The sequence below is a fragment of the Pseudomonas sp. TH31 genome (genome assembly GCF_016650815.1).
Classification (GTDB): domain Bacteria; phylum Pseudomonadota; class Gammaproteobacteria; order Pseudomonadales; family Pseudomonadaceae; genus Aquipseudomonas.
In genome coordinates this window covers 380351-401419 of the sequence record NZ_JAEKEZ010000014.1, presented here as the reverse complement: position 1 = coordinate 401419, position 21069 = coordinate 380351, and the positions used below count along the sequence as shown (strand labels likewise).

General features: G+C 61.3%; 15 protein-coding genes and 2 pseudogenes. 12 read left to right on the top strand and 5 right to left on the bottom strand.

All coding sequences use genetic code 11. The features are described from left to right. The first annotated feature begins 41 nt into the window (after positions 1-41). The 5 genes and pseudogenes from JFV26_RS34440 (at position 42) to JFV26_RS12195 (ending at position 11561) form a co-directional block, all read left to right on the top strand. Positions 42-1916, top strand: a complete 1875-nt coding sequence (locus JFV26_RS34440) for a DUF4347 domain-containing protein (protein ID WP_342215447.1) — start codon at positions 42-44, stop codon at positions 1914-1916. After that, positions 1895-8272 carry an Ig-like domain-containing protein gene (locus JFV26_RS12210; RefSeq protein WP_342215446.1) on the top strand — a complete coding sequence of 2126 codons (6378 nt, stop codon included), beginning with the start codon at positions 1895-1897 and terminating at the stop codon, positions 8270-8272. Before JFV26_RS34440 ends, JFV26_RS12210 begins: the two co-directional genes overlap by 22 nt. A gap of 39 nt (positions 8273-8311) precedes the next feature. Further along, positions 8312-9829 (top strand): TolC family protein, encoded by a 1518-nt coding sequence (locus JFV26_RS12205; RefSeq protein ID WP_201192546.1) that lies wholly within the window; start codon positions 8312-8314, stop codon positions 9827-9829. A 15-nt stretch (positions 9830-9844) separates the two neighbouring features. Next, positions 9845-10629 (top strand): annotated as a pseudogene (locus JFV26_RS12200) (aspartyl/asparaginyl beta-hydroxylase domain-containing protein). Continuing rightward, on the top strand, positions 10617-11561 hold the full coding sequence (locus JFV26_RS12195; RefSeq protein ID WP_201192544.1) for a sulfotransferase family protein: 945 nt from the start codon (positions 10617-10619) through the stop codon (positions 11559-11561). Before JFV26_RS12200 ends, JFV26_RS12195 begins: the two are co-directional and overlap by 13 nt. Positions 11562-11826: 265 nt before the next feature. On the opposite strand, the pseudogene JFV26_RS12190 reads toward JFV26_RS12195, so the two are convergent. The 3 genes and pseudogenes from JFV26_RS12190 to JFV26_RS12180 all read right to left on the bottom strand — a co-directional run bounded on the left by JFV26_RS12190 (position 11827) and on the right by JFV26_RS12180 (position 13946). Beyond that, positions 11827-12208 (bottom strand): annotated as a pseudogene (locus JFV26_RS12190) (DUF6124 family protein). A gap of 443 nt (positions 12209-12651) precedes the next feature. Then, a complete protein-coding gene (locus tag JFV26_RS12185; protein ID WP_201192542.1) occupies positions 12652-13410 on the bottom strand; it encodes a slipin family protein in 759 nt (252 codons plus the stop codon). 2 nt (positions 13411-13412) lie between these two features. Continuing rightward, positions 13413-13946, bottom strand: a complete 534-nt coding sequence (locus JFV26_RS12180; RefSeq protein WP_201192540.1) for an NfeD family protein — start codon at positions 13944-13946, stop codon at positions 13413-13415. Between the two features lie 198 nt (positions 13947-14144). Between JFV26_RS12180 and JFV26_RS12175 the strand changes: the two genes are divergently transcribed. Continuing rightward, complete coding sequence (locus JFV26_RS12175) at positions 14145-14606, top strand: aminoacyl-tRNA deacylase (protein WP_201192538.1); 462 nt, start codon at positions 14145-14147, stop codon at positions 14604-14606. 117 nt (positions 14607-14723) lie between these two features. Then, positions 14724-14969, top strand: a complete 246-nt coding sequence (locus JFV26_RS12170) for a DUF2789 domain-containing protein (RefSeq protein WP_201192536.1) — start codon at positions 14724-14726, stop codon at positions 14967-14969. 153 nt (positions 14970-15122) lie between these two features. Here JFV26_RS12170 and JFV26_RS12165 read toward each other — a convergent pair whose 3' ends face one another. Both JFV26_RS12165 and JFV26_RS12160 read right to left on the bottom strand, forming a co-directional pair. Beyond that, a complete protein-coding gene (locus tag JFV26_RS12165; RefSeq protein ID WP_201192534.1) occupies positions 15123-15482 on the bottom strand; it encodes a helix-turn-helix domain-containing protein in 360 nt (119 codons plus the stop codon). After that, positions 15482-15784: a type II toxin-antitoxin system HigB family toxin gene (locus JFV26_RS12160; protein ID WP_201192533.1), complete on the bottom strand. Its 303-nt coding sequence runs from the start codon at positions 15782-15784 to the stop codon at positions 15482-15484. The genes JFV26_RS12165 and JFV26_RS12160 overlap by 1 nt, the downstream gene beginning before the upstream one ends. 239 nt (positions 15785-16023) lie before the next feature. Here JFV26_RS12160 and JFV26_RS12155 point away from each other — a divergent pair, with 239 nt between their 5' ends. From JFV26_RS12155 to JFV26_RS12135, 5 genes are read left to right on the top strand one after another with little or no spacing between them, the layout of a single operon-like run. Then, the gene (locus JFV26_RS12155) at positions 16024-16452 is read left to right on the top strand and encodes a MarR family winged helix-turn-helix transcriptional regulator (protein ID WP_201192531.1); all 429 of its coding nucleotides are present in this window, start codon (positions 16024-16026) and stop codon (positions 16450-16452) included. Continuing rightward, on the top strand, positions 16449-18521 hold the full coding sequence (locus JFV26_RS12150; RefSeq protein WP_201192529.1) for an FUSC family protein: 2073 nt from the start codon (positions 16449-16451) through the stop codon (positions 18519-18521). The genes JFV26_RS12155 and JFV26_RS12150 overlap by 4 nt, the downstream gene beginning before the upstream one ends. After that, on the top strand, positions 18518-18727 hold the full coding sequence (locus tag JFV26_RS12145) for a DUF1656 domain-containing protein (protein ID WP_008059581.1): 210 nt from the start codon (positions 18518-18520) through the stop codon (positions 18725-18727). Before JFV26_RS12150 ends, JFV26_RS12145 begins: the two co-directional genes overlap by 4 nt. Further along, positions 18724-19611 carry an efflux RND transporter periplasmic adaptor subunit gene (locus JFV26_RS12140; protein WP_201192527.1) on the top strand — a complete coding sequence of 296 codons (888 nt, stop codon included), beginning with the start codon at positions 18724-18726 and terminating at the stop codon, positions 19609-19611. The genes JFV26_RS12145 and JFV26_RS12140 overlap by 4 nt, the downstream gene beginning before the upstream one ends. Next, positions 19608-21056 carry an efflux transporter outer membrane subunit gene (locus JFV26_RS12135; RefSeq protein WP_201192525.1) on the top strand — a complete coding sequence of 483 codons (1449 nt, stop codon included), beginning with the start codon at positions 19608-19610 and terminating at the stop codon, positions 21054-21056. Before JFV26_RS12140 ends, JFV26_RS12135 begins: the two co-directional genes overlap by 4 nt. Positions 21057-21069: the final 13 nt, after the last annotated feature.

Here is a 21069-nt window from a genome sequence, read left to right as displayed (position 1 = left end):
TTCATTGATGCCTCAAGAAAGTTCGAGTTCGGGTGAGCAGCATGTGGTTGAGCAAAGGCAAGTCGCGGATTACCGAAGGCGCAAGGGCACTGGCCGCGCCCATGATCATGTCCCTGGAGCCGCGCATGCTGTTCGACGGCGCGGTGGCGGCCACGGTAGCCGATGCCGCCCAGCCTGAAAGCCATCCGACTGCCGATGCCGCCAAGGTACCGAACGCCGATCACCCGGTGGCCAGCAAGGACACTCACGGTCAGGCCGATGCCACGCCAGCCGCCGCGACACCGGTCGCGGTACCTGGGCAGAGCGTGGTGTTCGTCGACTCGCGGGTCAAAGACGCAGACAGCCTGCTCAAAGGCGTCGCGCCCGGCACCCAGGTGGTGCAACTCGATGGCAGCAAGGACGGCTTGCAGCAAATCGCTGACTACCTCGGTAGCCACCAGGGTGTCAGCACGGTGGAAATCATTGGCCACGGCAACGCCGGGGATCTGTGGTTGGGCAGCACCTACCTGTCAGCCGATAACGTCGGCGCGCGCAGCGCGGTGCTGGCGCAAATCGGCAAGGACATGAACGTCGGCGGCGACATCCTGATCTACGCCTGCTACACCGCCGAGGGTGATCGGGGCTTGAGTTTTGTCGACTCGATAGCCAACCTGACCGGCCGCGATGTTGCCGCCTCCAGCAACCGCACCGGCGTGGGCGGCGACTGGAACCTGGAAATCGCCACCGGCACCATCGACAGCGTCAACGTACTCTCGACCCAGTCCATGAGTGCGTACCAATGGGGCCTGGCCACCTGGACCGCGACCAACAACCTCGACAGCGGCACCAACTCCCTGCGGGCCGAACTGGCGCTGGCGCAGAACGGCGACATTGTTACCTTCAGCGCCAGCATGACCGTTAACCTGAACACCGAATTGCTGGTCAACAAGAACATCACCATTGATGGTGATTTGAACAATGACGGCGTGGCGGACGTGACCCTTAGCGGCCAATACAAAACCCGTGTCATTGAAGTCGCCTCCGGCAGCACGGTGCTGCTGGATGGCCTGACCATCACCAAAGGCCTGGCCGCCGGCAATGGCGCTAATAGTGGTTTCACCGCCAGTGATGCCTTGGGCGGCGGGATTTTGAATGCCGGTAACCTGACCCTGAAAAACGTCACAGTGACCGCCAACGCGGCGTCCGGTGGTGGCGGCGGCGGTGGCGTGACGCCGATTTATGGCGGCGGTAGCGGTGGCGGCGGCGGCGGGGTTGGCGGCTCGGGCGGCGGCAGCGGCGGCAACACGACGGCACAGGGCCGGCCAACGTATTTCGGGACCGCAGGCGGTTCCGGCGTGGGCGGCATCGGCGGCAGTTATGACTCGGTCCATCTCGGTGGCCGTGGCGGCGCCCTCAACGGCACCGGTGGTGCCGGCGGCACTTCCGGCACCTCGGGCTACAGCGTCGGTGGTCATGGCGGTTCGGCCACCAATGGCACCATCACCGTCGGTGGCGGCGGTGGCGGCTCCGGTTGGGACAAGGTCGGCGGCATCGGCGGCTCGGCAGCGGGCGGCGTCTACAACGCCGGCACCTTGACCGTGATCGGTACCTCACACATCACCGGCAACATTGCGGCCGGTGGCGGCGGTGGTGGCGGCGGCGGGCTGGCGGGTGACGGCGGCAGTGCTGATCCTGGCGGTACCGCAGGCCAGGGCATCGGCGGGATCTGGAACAAAGGCACGCTGATCATGACCGCAGCGAACTTCGCGGCCCTGAGCGGCAACGTCGGTGGCAGTGGCACCGGCGGCGGTGCGTCGGGGGCGGCGCCAGCGGCAGCAGCCCGACAGCGGCGACCAACCTGCGCAACGACGGCACTCTCGTCAACAATTACATCGAGCCGCCCACCGCGACCATCGTGGTGGCCGCCCCGACGTTAAGCATCGGCGCAACCTCGCTGGTGACCATCACCTTCAGCACTGCCGTGACTGGTTTCACCAACGCCGACCTGACGATTCCAAACGGCACCCTGAGCGCGGTAAGCAGCGGCGATGGCGGAGTGACCTGGACCGCGACCTTCACGCCGAACGCGTCGATCACCGACACTACCAACGTCATCACCCTGGACAACACCGGGGTGCAAAGCGTCACCGGCAGTGTCGTGGGCGTCGGCACCAGCGATTCCAACAATTACATTGTCGACACCGTGCGGCCCACCGCGACCATCGTGGTCGCGGACAATTCGCTGATCGTTGGCGAAACCTCGTTGGTGACCATCACCTTCAGCGAAGCGGTCACCGGGTTCACCAATGCCGACCTGACCATCGCCAACGGCACGTTGGGCGCGGTGAGCAGCGGTGACGGCGGCATCACCTGGACGGCCACCTTCACGCCAACCGCCAGCATCACCGACACCACTAACGTCATCACCCTGGACAACACCGGGGTCAACGACACGGCAGGCAACGCCGGTGCTGGCACCACCACCTCGAACAACTACGCCATCGACACCGTCCGGCCGAGCGCGACTATCGTGGTCGCCGACACGGCACTGGCCATCGGTGAAACCTCGCTGGTGACCATCACCTTCAACGAAGCAGTGACCGGTTTTACCACCGCCGACCTGACCGTGGCCAACGGCAGCATCAGCGGACTGAGCACCAGCGACGGCGGCATCACCTGGACCGGCACGCTGACGCCGACCAACTCGATTACCGACACCACCAACGTCGTGACGCTGGATAACACCGGGGTCAGCGATCTGTCGGGCAACGCCGGCACGGGTACCACCAACTCCAACAACTACGGGGTCGATACCGCTCGGCCAACGGCAAGCATCGTGGTCGCCAACACCAGCCTGGCCATCGGCCAGACATCGCTGGTGACCATCACCTTCAGTGAGGCGGTCAGCGGTTTCACCAATGCCGACCTGACCATTGCCAACGGCACGTTGGGCGCGGTGAGCAGCGGCGACGGCGGCATCACCTGGACGGCCACTTTCACGCCAACCGCCAGCATCACCGACGCGACCAACCTGATCACCCTGGACAATACCGGTGTCGCCGATCTGTCGGGCAACGCCGGTTCGGGTTCCACCAACTCCAACAATTACGCGATCGATACCGTTCGGCCAACGGCGACCGTCGTGGTCGCGAATACGGCCCTGGCCATCGGCCAGACGTCGCTGGTGACCATCACTTTCAGTGAGGCGGTCAGCGGTTTCACTAATGCCGACCTGACCATTGCCAACGGCTCGTTGAGTGCCGTCAGCAGCAGCGACGGTGGCATCACCTGGACCGCCACGCTTACGCCGAGCGCCAGCATCAACGACACCACCAACATCATCACCCTGGACAACACCGGGGTCACCGACACGGCGGGCAACGCCGGCACAGGCGCCACCAATTCAAACAACTACGTGATCGACACCCAGCGCCCGACCGCGACCATTGTGCTCGCCGACAGCAACCTGAGTGCCGGTGAAACCTCGTTGGTGACGATTACCTTCAGCGAGGCGGTGACCGGTTTCACCAACGCCGACCTGGCCATTGCCAATGGTACGCTCACGGCCGTGAGCAGCAGCGATGGCGGGATTACCTGGACCGCGACGTTCACGCCGACAGCGAGCGTCAACGATGCGACCAACGTCATCACACTGGCCAACGCCGGCGTGGCTGACCTGGCGGGCAATGCCGGCAGCGGCACCACCAACTCTGGCAACTACATCGTCGACACCGTCCGTCCGAGCGCGACCATCGTTGTGGCCGACAACGCCCTGAATATCGGTGAAACGTCGCTGGTGACCATCACCTTCGGCCAGGCCGTGACCGGTTTCAGCAACGCTGACCTGACCATCGCCAACGGTACGCTCACGGCGGTGAGCAGCAGCGACGGCGGCATTACCTGGACGGCGACATTCACACCGACCGCCAGCATTACCGACGCGACCAACCTGATCACCCTGGACAATACCGGCGTACAGGCCGCCGCCTCCGGCAACGTCGGCGTCGGCACCAGCAATTCGAACAACTACGCCATCGACACCGTGCGGCCGACGGCCAGCATCGTGGTGGCGGAGAATGCACTGAAAATCGGCGACACCTCCCTGGTCACGATCACCTTCAGTGAAGCAGTCACCGGTTTCACCAACGCCGACCTGACCATCGCCAACGGCACGTTGACGGCGGTGAGCAGTAGCGACGGGGGCGTCACCTGGACGGCGACCTTCACGCCGAGCAGCAGTACCAATGACGCGACCAACCTGATCACCCTCGACAACACCGGGGTCAGCGACCTGGCGGGCAACAGCGGTAGCGGCAGCACCGATTCCAACAACTTCGTCATCGACACGGTTCGACCTACCGCGACCATCGTCCTGGCAGACCCGACCCTGAGCGCTGGCGAAACCTCGCTGGTGACGATTACCTTCAGCGAGGCGGTGACCGGTTTCACCAACGCCGACCTGACCGTCGCCAACGGCACGTTGAGTGCGGTGAGCAGCAGCGACGGCGGTATCACCTGGACCGGGACGTTCACCCCAACCGTTGGCGTGCATGACGTGACCAACGTCATCACCTTGGCCAACGCTGGCGTGGCCGACCTTGCCGGCAATGCCGGCAGCGGCACCACCAACTCGGCCAATTACACGATCGACACGGTGATTCCGACAGCCACCATCGTGGTTGCCGATAACGCGCTGAACATCGGTGAAACGTCGCTGGTGACCATTACGTTCTCCGAGGCCGTGACCGGTTTCAGCAACGCCGACCTGACGATTGCCAACGGTACGCTGACGGCGGTCACCAGCAGCGACGGCGGCATTACCTGGACGGCGACATTCACCCCGACCAACTCCATTACCGACGCGACCAACCTGATCACCCTGGACAACAGCGGCGTGCAAAACGCCTCGGGCAACGTCGGTGCCGGCACCACCGATTCGAACAACTACGCCATCGACACCCAGCGTCCTACCGCATCCATCGTGGTCGCCAATGCGGCACTGGGCCTGGGTCAGACCAGCCTGGTAACCATCACCTTCAGCGAAGCGGTCAGCGGTTTCACCAATGCCGACCTGCTGATCGATAACGCGACCCTGAGTAACGTCAGCAGCAGCGACGGCGGCATTACCTGGACCGCGACATTGACGCCATTGGCCGGCATTACCGACACCAGCAACATCGTTCGGCTGGACAACACCGGCGTACAGGACCTGGCCGGCAACGCTGGCGCGGGCACCACTGATTCCAACAACTACGTGATCGACAGCCAGCGTCCGACTGCCACCATCGTGGTCGCCGACAACACGCTCAGCGCGGGTGAAACGTCGCTGGTGACCATCACCTTCAGCGAGGCGGTCAGCGGTTTCGACAACAGCGACCTGAGTGTCCCCAACGGTACGTTGAGTGCGGTCAGCAGCAGCGACGGTGGCATTACCTGGACCGCAACCTTCACACCGACGGTCGGCGTCAAGGACACCAGCAACCTGATCAGCCTGAACAACAGCGGGGTCGCCGACCTCGCCGGCAACGCGGGCACCGGCATCACCAACTCGGCCAACTTCACCATCGATACCGTGCTGCCGACGGCCACGATTGTGGTGGCTGACACCGCACTGAACATCGGCGAAACGTCCCTGGTAACCGTTACCTTCTCTGAAGCGGTGACCGGTTTCACTAACGCCGACCTGACCATCGCCAACGGCACATTGAGCGCCGTGAGCAGCAGCGACGGCGGCATCACCTGGACGGCGACGTTCACCCCGAACAACGCCATCACCGACACCAGCAACCTGATCACCCTGGACAACAGCGGCGTACAAAACGCTTCGGGCAACGCCGGTGCCGGCACCACCGATTCGAACAACTACGCCATCGATACCCAGCGTCCCACCGCATCCATCGTGGTCGCCAATGCGGCACTGGGCCTGGGTCAGACCAGCCTGGTGACCATCACCTTCAGCGAAGCGGTCAGCGGTTTCACCAACGCCGACCTGTTGATCGATAACGCGACCCTGAGCAACGTCAGCAGCAGCGACGGCGGGATTACCTGGACCGCGACATTGACGCCATTGGCCGGCATTACCGACACCAGCAACATCGTTCGGCTGGACAACACCGGCGTACAGGATCTGGCCGGCAACACGGGCGCGGGCACCACCGATTCCAATAACTATGTGATCGACAGCCAGCGTCCGACCGCGACCATCGTGTTGAGCGATACCACCCTGAAACCGGGCGAAACCTCGTTGGTGACCATCACCTTCAGTGAGGCGGTCAGCGGTTTCGACAACAGCGACTTGAGCGTTCCTAACGGCACGTTGAGTGCGGTCAGCAGCAGCGACGGTGGCATCACCTGGACCGCAACCTTCACCCCGACCGTGGGCGTGACCGATGCGACTAACCTCATCACGCTGAACAACACGGGTGTCACCGACCTGGCCGGCAATGCCGGTGCGGGCAACACCGACTCCGCCAACTATGTGGTCGAGACCCAAATCCCGACCGCCACCATCGTGGTCGCCGACAATGCCCTCAAGGCCGGCGAAACGTCAGGGGTGACCATCACCTTCAGCGAAGCGGTGAGCGGCTTCACCAACGCTGACCTGACTGTGGCCAACGGCACCTTGAGCAATGTGTCGTCGAGTGACGGCGGCATTACCTGGACCGCGACCTTCACGCCAACCGTCAACGTGACGGACACCACCAACCTGATCAGCCTCGACAACACTGGCGTGACCAACGCCTCGGGCAACAGCGGCGTGGGCGTGACCGACTCCAACAACTACGCCATCGACACCGCACGGCCGACCTCGACCATTGTCGTGGCGGATTCTCGCCTGGGTATCGGTGCAACCACCACGGTCACCATCACCTTCACTGAAGCGGTTTCGGGCTTCGACCTGTCGGACCTCAGCGTCGCCAACGGCAACCTGTCCAACCTGCTCAGCAGTGACGGCGGCAAAACCTGGACTGCCACGCTGACCCCGACGACAAACATCAACGACACCACTAACCTGATCCTGCTCGACAACAGCAACGTGACGGACGCCGCAGGCAATGCCGGCGCCGGGATCGCGATCTCCAACAACTACGCGCTCGATGCCACCCGGCCGACGGCGACGATTGTGGTCGCCAACCCGAACCTGGGCATCGGCCAGTCCACGCTGGTGACGTTCACCTTCAGCGAGGCGGTGAACAATTTCGACCTGTCGGACCTCAGTGTGACCAACGGCGAACTGACCAACCTGGCCAGTGGCGACGGTGGCAAAACCTGGACCGCCACCTTCACGCCGACGGCAAACATCACTGACCCGAGCAATTTCATTGCGCTGGACACCAGCAACGTCAGCGACCTGTCCGGCAACACCGGTAATGGTGTGGCGGTTTCCAACAACTACGTGATCGACGGTGAGCGGCCGACCGCGACGGTGGTGGTGGCCAACCCGACCCTGGGCGTGGGCCAGACCTCGCTGGTGACGTTTGCCTTCAATGAAGCGGTGAAGGGTTTCGACTTATCCGACATCAACGTAGCCAACGGCACCTTGTCCAACCTGGCGAGCAACGACGGCGGCAAAACCTGGACCGCGACGCTGACGCCGACCAGCAACCTCAGCAACGGCAACAACGCGATCAGCTTGAACATGGCGGGTATCAGTGACGGTTCGGGCAACGCCGGCAGCGGTATCAGCCAGTCGAACAACTTTGCGATCAATACCGTAGCGATCATTGTTCCGCCGACATCCATCGTTGTCGACGTACCGGCCGATCCGCAGTTCCGTATCACTGAACCGGTCACAGTGTCTGATCAACCAAACCTGCCGCTGCAGCCGATCATCTTCGCCGCACCTACAGGTGACCTTGGCTCGCCACTGACCTTTGCCCCGTTGTTCGAAAACCGGGTGATCGGCAACGGCATCCGGCCACTGGGGGATATTTTCATGAGTCGCGGGGCGCTGGCGCCAAGCTACATCGCGCAAGTATTCAGCAGCAGCGACAGTGGTGGCGATGGTTCGGGGCACGGCTTCCTTGGTTTTGGCGGTGGCGATGGCGGGGTGTTCGGCACCAGTACGTTGTCGAGTCTGTTCAATCAGGGCACCAGCACCGAGCGCGATTCGCTCAATAGCTTCGGCAATCATTCGATCCGCGGCGGGGATGTTTCCCAAGGGCTGCGCGGCGTGTTTGGCGCGCCGAGCCTAGCCCAGCAACTGCAACAGCTCAAAGACACTGAACAACGTCAGGTCGACAGCCTGGCGGCGGCATTCAAACAGGTCGGCATCAGGGAAATGCAGGCCTGAAAAACTTAATTCTGTGTGGCACCCAGGGGCAATCCAAGGATGAAAAGAAGTCATAAGTTATTCGGCGCCAGCTTGCTGGCGCTGGCGATCAGCGGATGTGCAGTCACCAGTGAACCGATTGAACGTAGCGTCAGTGAGCAGCGCGCCAAAAGCGATTTGCAGAGCATGTACTCAGGTCAGGAACCCCTCAGTGGTCCGCTGACCTTGCACCAGGCCATGGCCCGTGCGGTGAAATACAACCTCGAAGGTCGACTCAAGATCATGGAAGAGGCCCTGGCCAAGCGCCAACTCGACCTCGCCAGTTTCGACATGCTGCCGCGCATGGCACTGGACGCCGGTTACGCCGGGCGTAACAACGTCAGTGCCTCCAGCAGCCAGAGCGTGCGCACCGGCACCCAATCCCTGGAACCGTCGACCTCCCAGGACCGCGACCGTAAAGTCGCCGACCTGACCATGGTCTGGAACGTTCTCGACTTCGGCGTCAGTTACATCAGCGCCAAGCAGCAGGGCGACCAGCGCCTGATCGTTCAGGAACGCCGGCGCAAGGTGATCAATACCATCGTCCAGGACGTGCGCTCGGCCTATTGGCGAGCGGTGGCCGCTGAACGTCTGCTCACGCAGATCGACAGCCTGATGGCACGGGTCGACACGGCGCGCACCAACAGCCAGAGCATGAGCGAGCAACGCATCGGCGATCCGGTGCAAGCGTTGAGTTATCAGCGCTCGCTGATCGAGGCGACCCGTCAGTTGCAAGAGCAGCGCCGGGCCCTGTCCCTGGCCAAAACCGAACTGGCGACCCTGATCAACCTGCCGATGGGCACCGATCTGACATTGGCGACCCCGGATGATTACTCGATTCCGCAATTGAAGGTCGGCATGGCCAGCCTCGAACATGAAGCCCTGGCCAGCCGTCCGGAACTGCGCGAGCAGGATTACCAGACGCGCATCAGCACCGCAGAAACCCGTAAAGCCATGCTGCGGCTGTTGCCGGGGCTGGAGTTTTCGGCAGGCGGGCATTACGACAGCAACTCGTTTTTGGTCAACGACAAATGGGCAGACTACGGGGTGAAGCTGACCTGGAACCTGTTCAACGTGATCTCCGCACCGGCGGCGATCGACGTGGCCAAGGCTGGCGAAGAAGTCGCCAAGGCCCGTCGTCAGGCGATGTCGATTGCCGTGCTGGCCCAGCTCTACGTGGCCAACGCCAACTATCAGGAAGCGATGCATCAGTTCCAGACCAACCAGGAACTGTCGAGCATCGACGGGCAGATTCTGCAGCAGTTGCGTAACCGTCATCAGGCCGCCGGCATCGGTGAGCTGGACCTGATCCAGGGTGAGCTGAACACCTTGCAGGCGGATCTGCGTCGGGATCTGTCGTACGCCGATCTGCGTAACGCTTACGGGCAAATCTTCGCCAGTGCCGGCCTCGACCCGATGCCGGATGAAGTGCAATCCACCCAGGTCCAGTCCATCGCCTCCGCGTTGGCCAATCGCGAAGCCGCGTGGGCGTCGGGCGACATTGCGGTGCCAGTGCCACCTCGTGCTCCGGCTCAGTAAGTTGCTGCCAAAGCGATGAGCCGAACGGCGTTCTCTCGCCTGCCAGTGACGGTGGATTTACCGTTGCTGCTGCAGGCATTGGCGGCAATTGGCGAAAACGAGTGGCACGGTCATTTCAATAGCGCCTACTACACCGGCGACTGGAGCGGCGTGGCGCTGATTTCGGCGGCGGATGCGTTGACCGAACTGGCGCCGGGGCGCGGTGAACCGTTGCTGCGCGGACCCTGGCGGCGGGATGCCAGGTGGCACCAGGGATTGCGGGATCTGCCACTGGAGATTGTTTCTGCGCGCCTGTTGCGGCTCGGTCCGGGGGGGCAGATTCATGAGCATCGTGACTATGACCTGGGCGAGCCGGACGCCGATCTGCGGTTGCACATTCCACTGCTCAGCCCACCTCATGTGGATTTTTTGCTCGACGGTCAGCGCATGCCGATGTCGGCGGGAGAATGCTGGTTTCTTGATTTGTCGCGGCCCCATCGCGTGGACAATCGTGATCGTTGTGCGCGGATTCATCTGGTGCTCGATTGCCGCCCCGGGTGTGGCTGGAGCAAGCGATTGTCGACGGTGTTTCGACCACGCCGCTGCCTGGCGTGGGTGATCAGTCGCTGGTGCAGTTTCAGCGTTTAGTGGCCAGCGATTCGCAGCTCGCGAAAACGTTGCAGGGCATGTCGGACACTGAAGCTTTTATCGTCCGAACCTTGGAATTGGCAGCCGAGCGAGGCTTGGTGTTCTCGTGCGAAGAACTGCGTGCGGCGATGCGCAATGGTCGTCGCCAATGGAATGAACAATGGAACGCCTGAACCTGGACGGCTGGTTGCCGATTCGGGTCTGGCAACAGGCCGGCGAGTGGCAGGTCGATTGGTGCTGGTTTGGCGACTCGCCGCTGCATCAGCCGTTTTTTCGCGATGCCGTGGACGATGCGCTGCGGTTGCCGTTCAACCAGGCGTTTCGCCGACAGACGCCGTTGGCTGCACTCGGCGACTGGCAGGTGAGCAGTCCCGGTTTGGCGCCAAGTGCGTTTATCTTTCACGCTTCGCGCTGCGGCTCGACCCTGATCAGCCAGATGCTCGCCCGACTCGATAATCACATCGTCATCAGCGAACCGCCATCGCTGGACGCGTTGCTGCGTAGCGGTTTGCCGGTAGCCGAGCGGCGTGCCGGCATCGAAGGGTTGTTATCCGCTTATGGCCAGCGTCGGCGCGATGTGGAGCAACGAATGGTGATCAAGCTCGATGCCTGGAACATCGCTGAATTACCGCTGTTGCGCGAGTCCTTTCCCGACACGCCTTGGTTGTTTGTGTACCGCGATCCGCTGGAAATTGCCGTTTCACATCTGCGGCGCGCGGGCATGCACATGGTGCCGGGGATGATTGGCGCGAGTGGGTTGGACGATGAACAGCCATTTGATAGTCGCGAGGATTACATTGCGCGGCGGTTGGGGCGGTTGCTGGATTCGGGGTTGGCCCATTGCCGGGAGTTTGGCGGGTTGGCGGTGAACTACAGCGAATTGCCGGGGGCACTGGCCGGGCGGTTGGCTGAGTTTTTCGGGTTGGATGAAGTGCAGCGTGAGCAGGTGTTTGAGGCGGTCGGGCAGCATGCCAAGCAACCGTCGCAAGTGTTTGTCGGGGACAGTGATAGCAAGCGACTTGAAGCTTCGGCACTGTTGCGCGAGCGGATTGAGCGTTGGGCCCGATTGCCGTATCAAGCGCTAGAAAATAATCGGCTGGTCTGACGCCATCGCGAGCAGGCTCACTCCCACAGGAGATCTTCAGTGAATACAGATTCTGCGTACGGCTGAGATCCCCATGTGGGAGCGGGCTTGCTCGCGAAAGCGGTATGTCAGTCACATTGATGTTGAAGCTGATGGCCCCTTCGCGAGCAAGCCCGCTCCCACAGTTGATCTTCAGTGAACACAAATTCTGTGAGCGACTGAGATCCCCTGTGGGAGCGAGCCTGCTCGCGATGGCGGTGGTCAATTCAGCACAAATCTACCTGGGCTAAACCTTGGCCTGAGCCCGCATCAGCTTCAACGCCTCCCAATCATCCAGTGCTCGCTCGACCAGCAATTGCACGCCGTCGGCCATGCGGCTGAGTGCCAGGGCTACTGAGCGGCGCGTTCCGTCTACATCGTCGGCCAGGTCGGCGGCGATGGCGCTGATGGACAGCAGGTCTTCGGAGGCGTTGGCGAGCACGGCTTCGGTGTCGATGTCGGCGGACACGTTGAAGAGTTTGCCTTTGCGGGATTTGGCGGGTTTTTCGTGGGGCGGGGGAAGTAGTGGGCGAAGGCGCGGTCGGCGGCTTCTTTCATTTTTTTGCGTCGAGCGCTTCGGGGGAGTCGGTTCCAGAGTTATCTGGAGGATTGGGCGTAATTTTGTGCATATAAAAAATCCTAAACAGTAAGTGGGAGCCGTCACCGTTCGCTTGCACGCGAATGGGGTGGCGGCCGAGCGCAGGTGTGCAAGACCGGGACTGTTTAGGACACCCAGCAGATCCGAGGATCTCCTGCGCGCAGCCGCCATAAAGCAGTGAGCTGTAAATGCTCATTGATAGATAAGGCAATTGCGACCTAAACAGTTTCGTCGGACTTGCACGTCCGTGTCACCGATTATTCAGTGACAAACCCAGACTAGACCTGGGCTTGGGCCGGAACAAGTTCACCAAAGCCGCTACAACTTGAAGGAAATCTCCGGCGGGGCTGCCGGACGTTGGCGTCTGCGGGGAAGATCAAAAGATCGCAGCCTTCGGCAGCTCCTACGGGGCGTGGGTTGCCGCCGTTTCCGGTTGAAACACCGTCTGTAGGAGCTGCCGAAGGCTGCGATCTTTTAAGATTTCGAAGACAAATCCGCCATCCCCTTAAGCAACTCAATCGGCAACGGAAAGACAATCGTCGAACTCTTGTCCCCGGCAATCGAACTCAACGTCTGCATGTACCGCAACTGCATGGCCCTGGGCTGCCGTCCAAGCATTTCCGCGGCTTGCATGAGTTTTTCCGAGGCCTGCAATTCGCCTTCGGCGTGAATCACCTTGGCCCGTCGTTCCCGTTCGGCCTCGGCCTGTTTGGCGATGGCGCGCACCATCGACTCGTTCAGGTCCACGTGCTTGATTTCGACGTTGGCAACCTTGATGCCCCAGTTGTCGGTCTGGGCATCGAGTACTTGCTGGATATCAACGTTCAGTCGCTCCCGTTCGGCCAGCAGCTCATCGAGTTCATGTTTACCCAGCACCGCCCGCAATGTGGTTTGAGCCAATTGGCTGGTGGCCATGAGGAAGTCTTCGACCTGAATGATCGCTTTTTGCGGGTCGAGCACGCGGAAGTACAGCACGGCGTTAACCTTCACCGAGACGTTATCGCGGGTGATCACGTCTTGTGGCGGCACATCGAGGACGATGGTCCGCAGGTCGACGCGGACCATTTGCTGGACCACCGGAATCAGCAGGATCAGGCCTGGGCCCTTGACCTGCCAGAAGCGTCCGAGCTGGAACACCACCCCGCGCTCGTATTCGCGCAGGATGCGGAAGGTCGACCCCGCCAGTGCAATCACCAACAGCAGCAGCGCGGCAAAACCGACTTGCAGGCCCATGACTATTCTCCAACCGGCGCCGCGTCAGCCGCGGCCACTTGTAGCAGTAATCCTTTGCGCGCCACGACGCGGACATGCTGGCCCGGTTGCAGCGGTGTGGCGCTGAGTACTTGCCAGCGTTCCCCTTGCAACTGCACCCAGCCGCTGTAGGCGTTTGTCCCTTGCAAACCGGTGACCGGCGTCACGCTGCCCAATAAACCGGCATCGCCACTGACGAGGCGGCGCGGGCGGGTTTTCAGGGCGCGGATCAGCAGGGCGACTAACAGTAAGGCACTGACCAGACCGAGGCCGATCATCAACGGTACCGGAACGCTGGCGTTGGTCAGAATCACCGCGCCGATCACGAACATCACCAGACCGCCAAGACCGATCACGCCGTAATTGGGCAAGGTCGCCTCGGCCACCAGAAACGCAATGCCGAACACGATCAGCCACAGGCCAAGCGGGTCGGGAATGAACAGGACAACGCCGTCCGCCGCAAACGTCGATCCGCTCAAGGCCAACAGCAACGCAATGGCACAACAACGAGTGTTCACTTGACCCTCCGGGAGAGTCATGGGGTTCCTTGTATACAGTCTAGTTGAGCCTGGGCTCGTCTGAATTTTGATCAGCGGTGCGTGGTTTCCAGTGGGCAGATTTCCCGCCGGTTTGCGCCAGCCGACCTAGACTTCCAATGGAAGAAAACGGGTTTAACCATCGTCCGTTTGTCGTTGCAGCGGACACCGAGGTGCATCATGCGTATGGCAAGAACGGTGCAGGACAGCCTCAATAAGGCTCAATGCGAATTCGACATCGTTACCCACCCGCACTCGGCCAGCAGCCTTGAAACGGCGCGGGTCTCGGGCATTCCTGCCGAACGGGTGGCCAAATCGGTGATCCTCGATGACCATCACGGTCATTACCTGATGGCGGTACTGCCCGCCAGTCGCCACCTCGACCTGAGTAAGGTGCGCGGCAGCGGCGAATGGCAGATCACGAGGGAAAGCACCCTGGCGCACCTGTTCAACGACTGTGAACGTGGCGCTGTGCCGGCGTTGGGTGAGTCCTATGGGCTGGACATGGTCATCGACCCGTTGCTGACCCGGCAGAAAGACATCTACCTGGAGGCCGGCAACCACCACAACCTGGTGCACATGAGCATGCCGGAGTTTTTGAAAATGGTGCCGCATGCGGAGGTTTGCGAGTTGAGTCATTAGGTTTACGGTGTCAGTGACGCCGCCTTCGCGGGCAAGCCTTGCTCCTACAATGGACCGCAGATCCCTGTATGAGCGAGGCTTGCCCGCGAACAATTTTCAGCCACCCAGGAGCCCAACATGGAATCCCCAACCCACAGCCTGCCGTCCCTGTTCAAACAACTCGGCCTGGACAACGACCCGGTCAGCATCGACCAATTCATTGCCACTCACTCCCCGCTCAAGCCGGAATTGCATTTGGCGGACGCGTTTTTCTGGAGCGAGAGCCAAGCGGCGTTTTTGCGCGATGAGATTCTGGATGACGCGGATTGGGCGGAGGTGGTGGATCAGTTGGATGTGTTGTTGAGGAAGGGGCGGGGGGTGTAAAAATCTTTGTAAAACGACGGTAATGTGCAAAAAACTTACAAAGTGATGAAGAAATCTGATTAGAAAACCACTCACGTGCTGTTTTCAGAGCTTTATACGCGCTGTTCCTCGCCGCTGCCCTCCTTTGTTTGAAGGAGGGTGATCCGGCCAATTTCAAACCACCTCGGCAAACAGGCACTCATAAGGAATGCGCAATCCATCGTGTAGGCGCTTGATCATTTTCAGGCTCAACGGACGCTTGCCATTCAGTACTTCTGACACGCGACCGCTGGGGCCGATGAAGGCTTCAAGGTCCCGGGCAGTCAGACCTTGCTGGTCCATGCGAAATTTGATCGCCTCGATAGGGTCGGAAGCCGGAATCGCAAAATGCTCGTCTTCATATTTTTCTACCAGCAAGGCCAGTATTTCGAGTTCGTCACCCTCAGGCGAGTCCAAAGCCGCTCCCCACAGCTGCTCAATACGCAAAAGCGCATTGGTGAGGTCCTCGTCTGTTCGGATAGGTTTGATGTCCATTACACAGTCTCCGCATTGATCTGATCGTATTGAGCATGCGTGCCGACGAAGCGCACAAATCCCAATTGCCGTTCGTAGTCAATTGCCAGGATCACTCGATACTTGTTGCCGGCAATATTGAATACCACACGCCCACCTTTTAAAACGCTGGCAGTCCTTAGCTCGGCTTTTACTTCCTGGGGAGTGCGATATGACGACTTCTCCATGTGTCGATACCACTCTGAGAGAGGCGTTACGGCGTCGGTGTATGCCGGGCTACTTTCCCAGAAAATCCTCAAAGTCCCTTTGGCAATTATTCGCACGAATCGAAATTCTCCCGTTTTGGGAGATTCTAGGTGTGAGACTCATGATGCGCAACCAATCCGTTGTGCCAAACCGGTATGAAGACATTTCTGAATGTGGCCCATCGGAAGGTAGCTACTCTGTCGTTGATCCAATTTGTTTCAAAACTTGACCAGCTTTCCCCTCGAATGCGATATTGATAGTTAGCAAACTAACAGTGTGTCATTCCCCCGTGCCAAAAAACCTCGACGCTCTCCAGATGAACATCAGCAGTGCCATGGTGGTGGCCGCCAGGCATTGGCGGAAGATCTGCCAGACCACGCTGGTCAATTATGGAATCTCCGAAGCCTGCGCCGTCCCATTGTTGATGATCGGGCGTTTGGGGGAGGGTGTGCGGCAGGTGACGGTGGCGCAGGCGGCGGGGATGGAGAGCCCGTCCCTGGTGCGTTTGCTCGATCAGTTGTGCAACTCTGGCTACGTGTGCCGCACCGAAGACGCCCATGACCGCCGCGCCAAATGCCTGAGCCTGACCGACACTGGTCGCGAGCTGGTGCAAGCGGTTGAAGTCGAACTCGTACGTTTGCGCCATGAAGTGCTCGAAGGCATCGACCAGAGCGATCTTGAGGCGGCGCTGCGTGTACTAAGAGCGTTTGAAGCCGCCAATCATCTGTCGGTGATCCAGCCTTGAGCGGTTTTTGGACAGGCGTTCCCCCCGCGCGGGATTGGTTCTACGGCGTGCGTACGTTCGCCGCGTCAATGACCGCGCTGTACATCGCCATGCTCATGCAGATGCCGCGTCCGTATTGGGCGATGGCGACGGTTTACATCGTTTCCAGCCCGTTTGTCGGCCCGACCAGCTCCAAGGCGCTCTACCGCGCCGTTGGCACTTTTATGGGCGCAGCGGCGGCGGTGTTTTTCGTCCCGATGTTTGTCCAGAGTCCGTATGTGCTGGTGGTGATTATCGCGCTGTGGACCGGGACGTTGTTGTTCCTGTCCTTGCACCTGCGCACCGCCAACAGCTACGCCTTGATGCTCGCCGGTTACACGTTGCCGCTGATCGCCCTGCCGGTGTTGGATAACCCGCTGGCGGTGTGGGACATCGCCGAGGCGCGGACCGAAGAAATCTTCCTCGGCATCGCCGTGGCGGCGGTGGTTGGCGCCATGTTCTGGCCTCGGCGGTTGGCGCCGGTATTCAACGACGCGGTGAACAAATGGTTCACCGACGCCTCGACTTACAGCCTGCGCTTTCTTACCCGCAACGTGCAGCCTGAAGAAGTCAGCACCCTGCGTTCAGCCATGGTGGCGACCTTCAACAGCCTGGAATTGATGATCGGCCAATTGCCCCACGAGGGCTCGCGGCCGCAAACGGTGCGCAACACCAAGGAACTGCGCGGGCGGATGATCCACTTGCTGCCGGTGATCGATGCCCTCGATGACGCGCTCTATGCGCTTGAGCGCCGCACTCCCGAGCTTGTGGATAAGTTCGCGCCGCTGTTGGCCGCAACCACCGAATGGCTCGGGCACAAAGACGCCGACCTCGAACGCTGGCAATCGCTGAAAGATCAGCTCCAAGCCCTGCAACCAGGCGCTGAAGCGCTGGATGAGCGCAAACAACTGCTGTTCTCCAACGCTTTGTACCGCCTCGGCGAGTGGATCGATTTGTGGCAAGACTGCCGCAGCCTGCAATACGCCATTCAGTGCGAAAGCCAGGACAGTTGGCGCGCGGTGTATCGGCATTGGCGCCTCGGTCGCCTGACACCGTTTCTCGACCGCGGGCTGATGCTCTATTCGGCGATGTCCACGGTCAGCGCGATCATTGTTGCCTCGGTGCTGTGGATTCTGCTCGGCTGGACCGACGGCGGTAGCGCGGTGATTCTCGCGGCGGTGGCGTGCAGCTTTTTCGCCTCGATGGACGACCCGGCGCCGCAGATCTACCGGTTCTTTTTCTGGACAGCGATGTCGGTGTTGTTCGCCAGCCTGTATCTGTTCCTGGTGCTGCCCAACCTGCATGACTTCCCGATGCTGGTGCTGGCGTTTGCCGTACCGTTTATTTGCATCGGCACCCTGACGGTCAAGCCGCAGTTTTACCTGGGCATGCTGCTGACGCTGGTTAACACCTCGTCCTTCATCAGCATCCAGGGCGCCTACGACGCGGATTTCCTCAGTTTCGCCAACTCCAACCTGGCGGGGCCGATCGGGCTGTTGTTTGCCTTCGTCTGGACCCTGATTGCCCGGCCGTTCGGCGCGGAACTGGCGGCCAAACGCCTGACTCGATTCAGCTGGCGCGACATCGTCAGCCTGACCGAGCCGGCCACACTGTCCGAACACCGCAAGCTGGGTGTGCAGATGCTCGACCGGTTGATGCAGCACCTGCCGCGCCTGGGTTTGACCGGCCAGGACACCGGCGTCGCCCTGCGGGAGCTGCGTGTCGCCCTGAACCTGCTTGACCTGCTCGCCTATACACCGCGAGTGCTCGGTGTCCCGCAAGTGCTGCTGCAACAAGTGGTGGCCGAAGTCGGCGAGTACTTCAAGGCCTGCCTCAAGGCAGGCGAGCGTTTGCCGGCGCCGAGCCCCTTGTTGATGACCCTGGACCGTACCCGCCGTGCCTTGAACACCGAGTGCGATGACGAGGCCCGTCTACATTTGCTGCACGCCTTGAGCGGTCTGCGTCTAGCGTTGTTGCCCGGCGTTGAATTCGTCGGCACCGGCGAACTCGAAGAACCGCTTCCCCATGGCATCGATGGAGCGCCTTTATGATCGGTGATCTGGATATCAGCGGGGTGTTCCTGCCCACGCTGCTGGTGCTGATGGGCATTACGTATGTGTTGTACCTGTTGGTGCACGGGGTGCTCACGCGCCTGCACTTTTACCGTCTGGTCTGGCACCGGGCATTGTTCAACGTGGCTCTCTACGCTTTGCTCCTCGGCGCCGTGGACTCACTCAGTCGATACCTGATGACATGAAAAAACCTTTTTTGACCATTGGTCGCGTGCTGCTGACCTTGCTGATCGTGACCTTCGCTGTCGTCGTGGTCTGGCGCATGGTGATGTATTACATGTATGCGCCCTGGACCCGGGACGGGCACATCCGTGCCGACATCGTGCAGATCGCCCCGGACGTGTCCGGGCTGATCCAGCAAGTGGAGGTGCGCGACAACCAGTTGGTGCAACGTGGCCAAGTGCTGTTCAGCATCGACCAGGACCGTTTCAAGCTGGCCCTGCGCCAAGCGAAAGCAGCCGTGGCTGACCGCGAAGAAACCCTGGCCCAGGCTCAGCGCGAGGCCAAGCGTAACCGTGGCCTCGGTAATTTGGTGCCCGGCGAACAGCTTGAAGAAAGCCTGTCGAAAGTCGCCCGTGCGCAATCGGCCTTGTCCGAAGCGTTGGTGACAGTGGACAGCGCCCAACTCAACCTCGATCGCTCGGTGATCCGCAGCCCGGTGGACGGCTACATCAACGACCGTGCGCCGCGTGCCCAGGAATTCGTGACGGCCGGGCGGCCGGTATTGTCGGTGGTGGACAGCAATTCGTTCCACATCGACGGTTATTTCGAAGAAACCAAACTGGACGGCATTCACATCGGCCAAGGCGTTGATATCCGAGTGATCGGCGACCGCGCTCGCCTGCGCGGGCATGTGGAAAGCATTGTCGCCGGCATCGAGGACCGCGACCGCAGCAGCGGCAGCAACCTGCTGCCGAACGTCAACCCGGCATTCAGTTGGGTGCGGCTGGCCCAGCGGATTCCGGTGCGAATCGCTTTTGACGACGTACCGGCGGACTTCCGCATGATTGCCGGGCGCACCGCGACGGTGTCGATCATTGACGACAAAACCGAGGAGCCCGCGAAATGAGCAAAGCCTCGGCTTTGGCGGTGGCCGGGTTAGGCCTGTTGCTGTCGGCGTGTCAGGTGGTCGGGCCGGATTATCACTTGCCGGGCGAAGCGGCCGTTCACCGTGACGACTTTCAGGGCAATTTGGCGGCGAGCGACAAAGATGTCGTCTCGGCGCCGGTGCCCGGCGATTGGTGGCGCCTGTATCAGGACCCGCGTCTCGACCAATTGGTGCAGCAGGCCATGGCCTCCAACACTGATTTGCGCGTGGCGGCAGCGAACCTCTCCAAGGCGCGAGCTCAGGTCGACGAAGCCCAGGCGGCGGGAGGCTGGAGCGGTGGCGTGAAGATGGGGGCCCAGCGTTTGCAGGAGTCCGGTGAAGCGTTCTTGCTGACGGAAAAAGTGCCCGTGGCCAACGTCGGTGATATCGGCATTACCACCTCTTATCAATTCGACCTGTTTGGCACGTTGCAGCGCGGCATCGAAGCGGCCAAGGCCAATGCTGATGCCACTCAAGCGGCAGGCGACACGGCGCGCATCACCCTGGTGGCCGACGTGGTCAGGGCGTACACCCAAGTCTGCGCGGCCAACGAAGAGCGGGAAATTGCCCAGCATTCCCTCGACCTGCAAGCCCAGAGCACCACCCTGACCCAGCGCCTGCGCGATGCCGGGCGCGGCGATGAAACCCAGGTCACCCGCTCACAAACCCAATTCAAATCCTTGCGCGCCGAAATGCCTCGCTATGAAGCGGCGCGTCAGGCCGGGTTGTTCCGTTTGTCGATGCTGCTGGCCAAACCGGTGGATCAACTGCCGGCCGGCACCGACAGCTGCGCCGAGTTGCCGAAGATTGCGCAATTGCTACCGGTGGGTGACGGCGCAACGCTGCTCAAGCGCCGTCCGGACGTCCGTCAGGCCGAACGCCGATTGGCTGCAGCGACGGCCGGCATCGGCATCGCCACGGGTGAGTTGTACCCGGACATCAGCATCGGCGCGACGGTTGGCACGGTCGGTCTGTTGGAACATCTCGGCCAACCGGCGACCAATCGCTGGGGCTTTGGTCCGTTGCTGAGCTGGACCGTACCGTCCAACGGCTCCCGGGCACGCATCCGCGAAGCCGAAGCGTCGACCCAAGGCGCGCTGGCGCACTTCGACGGCGTGGTGCTCAACGCGATCCGCGAGACTCAAACCGGCCTGGCCCAGTACTCCGCGCTGCTGCAACGCCGGGATGCACTGGCCGACGCCGAGCAATCGGCAAAACTGGCGGCTGACCAGACCCACCGCTTCTTCACGGCCGGCCGCGCGTCTTTCCTGGCGGACCTGCAAGCCACTCGCACTTACACCGATGTCACGGCGCAACTGGCGTCGGCCAACACCCAGGTCGCGATGAGCCAGATCGATTTGTTCCTCGCATTGGGCGGTGGTTGGGAAAGCGGACGAACGCAAGCGTCACAGCCCGGCAAACCCTGAGGCCGTTGCTATG

What these genes read in the sequence shown, in the direction of transcription:
- JFV26_RS12145 (WP_008059581.1), top strand. Translation starts at nt 18,518, where the DNA reads ATGATCGGTGATCTGGATATCAGCGGGGTGTTCCTGCCCACGCTGCTG.
- JFV26_RS12135 (WP_201192525.1), top strand. Translation starts at nt 19,608, where the DNA reads ATGAGCAAAGCCTCGGCTTTGGCGGTGGCCGGGTTAGGCCTGTTGCTG.
- JFV26_RS12155 (WP_201192531.1), top strand. Translation starts at nt 16,024, where the DNA reads ATGAACATCAGCAGTGCCATGGTGGTGGCCGCCAGGCATTGGCGGAAG.
- JFV26_RS12165 (WP_201192534.1), bottom strand. Translation starts at nt 15,482, where the DNA reads ATGGACATCAAACCTATCCGAACAGACGAGGACCTCACCAATGCGCTT.
- JFV26_RS12185 (WP_201192542.1), bottom strand. Translation starts at nt 13,410, where the DNA reads ATGGGCCTGCAAGTCGGTTTTGCCGCGCTGCTGCTGTTGGTGATTGCA.
- JFV26_RS12205 (WP_201192546.1), top strand. Translation starts at nt 8,312, where the DNA reads ATGAAAAGAAGTCATAAGTTATTCGGCGCCAGCTTGCTGGCGCTGGCG.
- JFV26_RS12175 (WP_201192538.1), top strand. Translation starts at nt 14,145, where the DNA reads ATGCGTATGGCAAGAACGGTGCAGGACAGCCTCAATAAGGCTCAATGC.
- JFV26_RS12140 (WP_201192527.1), top strand. Translation starts at nt 18,724, where the DNA reads ATGAAAAAACCTTTTTTGACCATTGGTCGCGTGCTGCTGACCTTGCTG.
- JFV26_RS34440 (WP_342215447.1), top strand. Translation starts at nt 42, where the DNA reads ATGTGGTTGAGCAAAGGCAAGTCGCGGATTACCGAAGGCGCAAGGGCA.
- JFV26_RS12195 (WP_201192544.1), top strand. Translation starts at nt 10,617, where the DNA reads ATGGAACGCCTGAACCTGGACGGCTGGTTGCCGATTCGGGTCTGGCAA.
- JFV26_RS12170 (WP_201192536.1), top strand. Translation starts at nt 14,724, where the DNA reads ATGGAATCCCCAACCCACAGCCTGCCGTCCCTGTTCAAACAACTCGGC.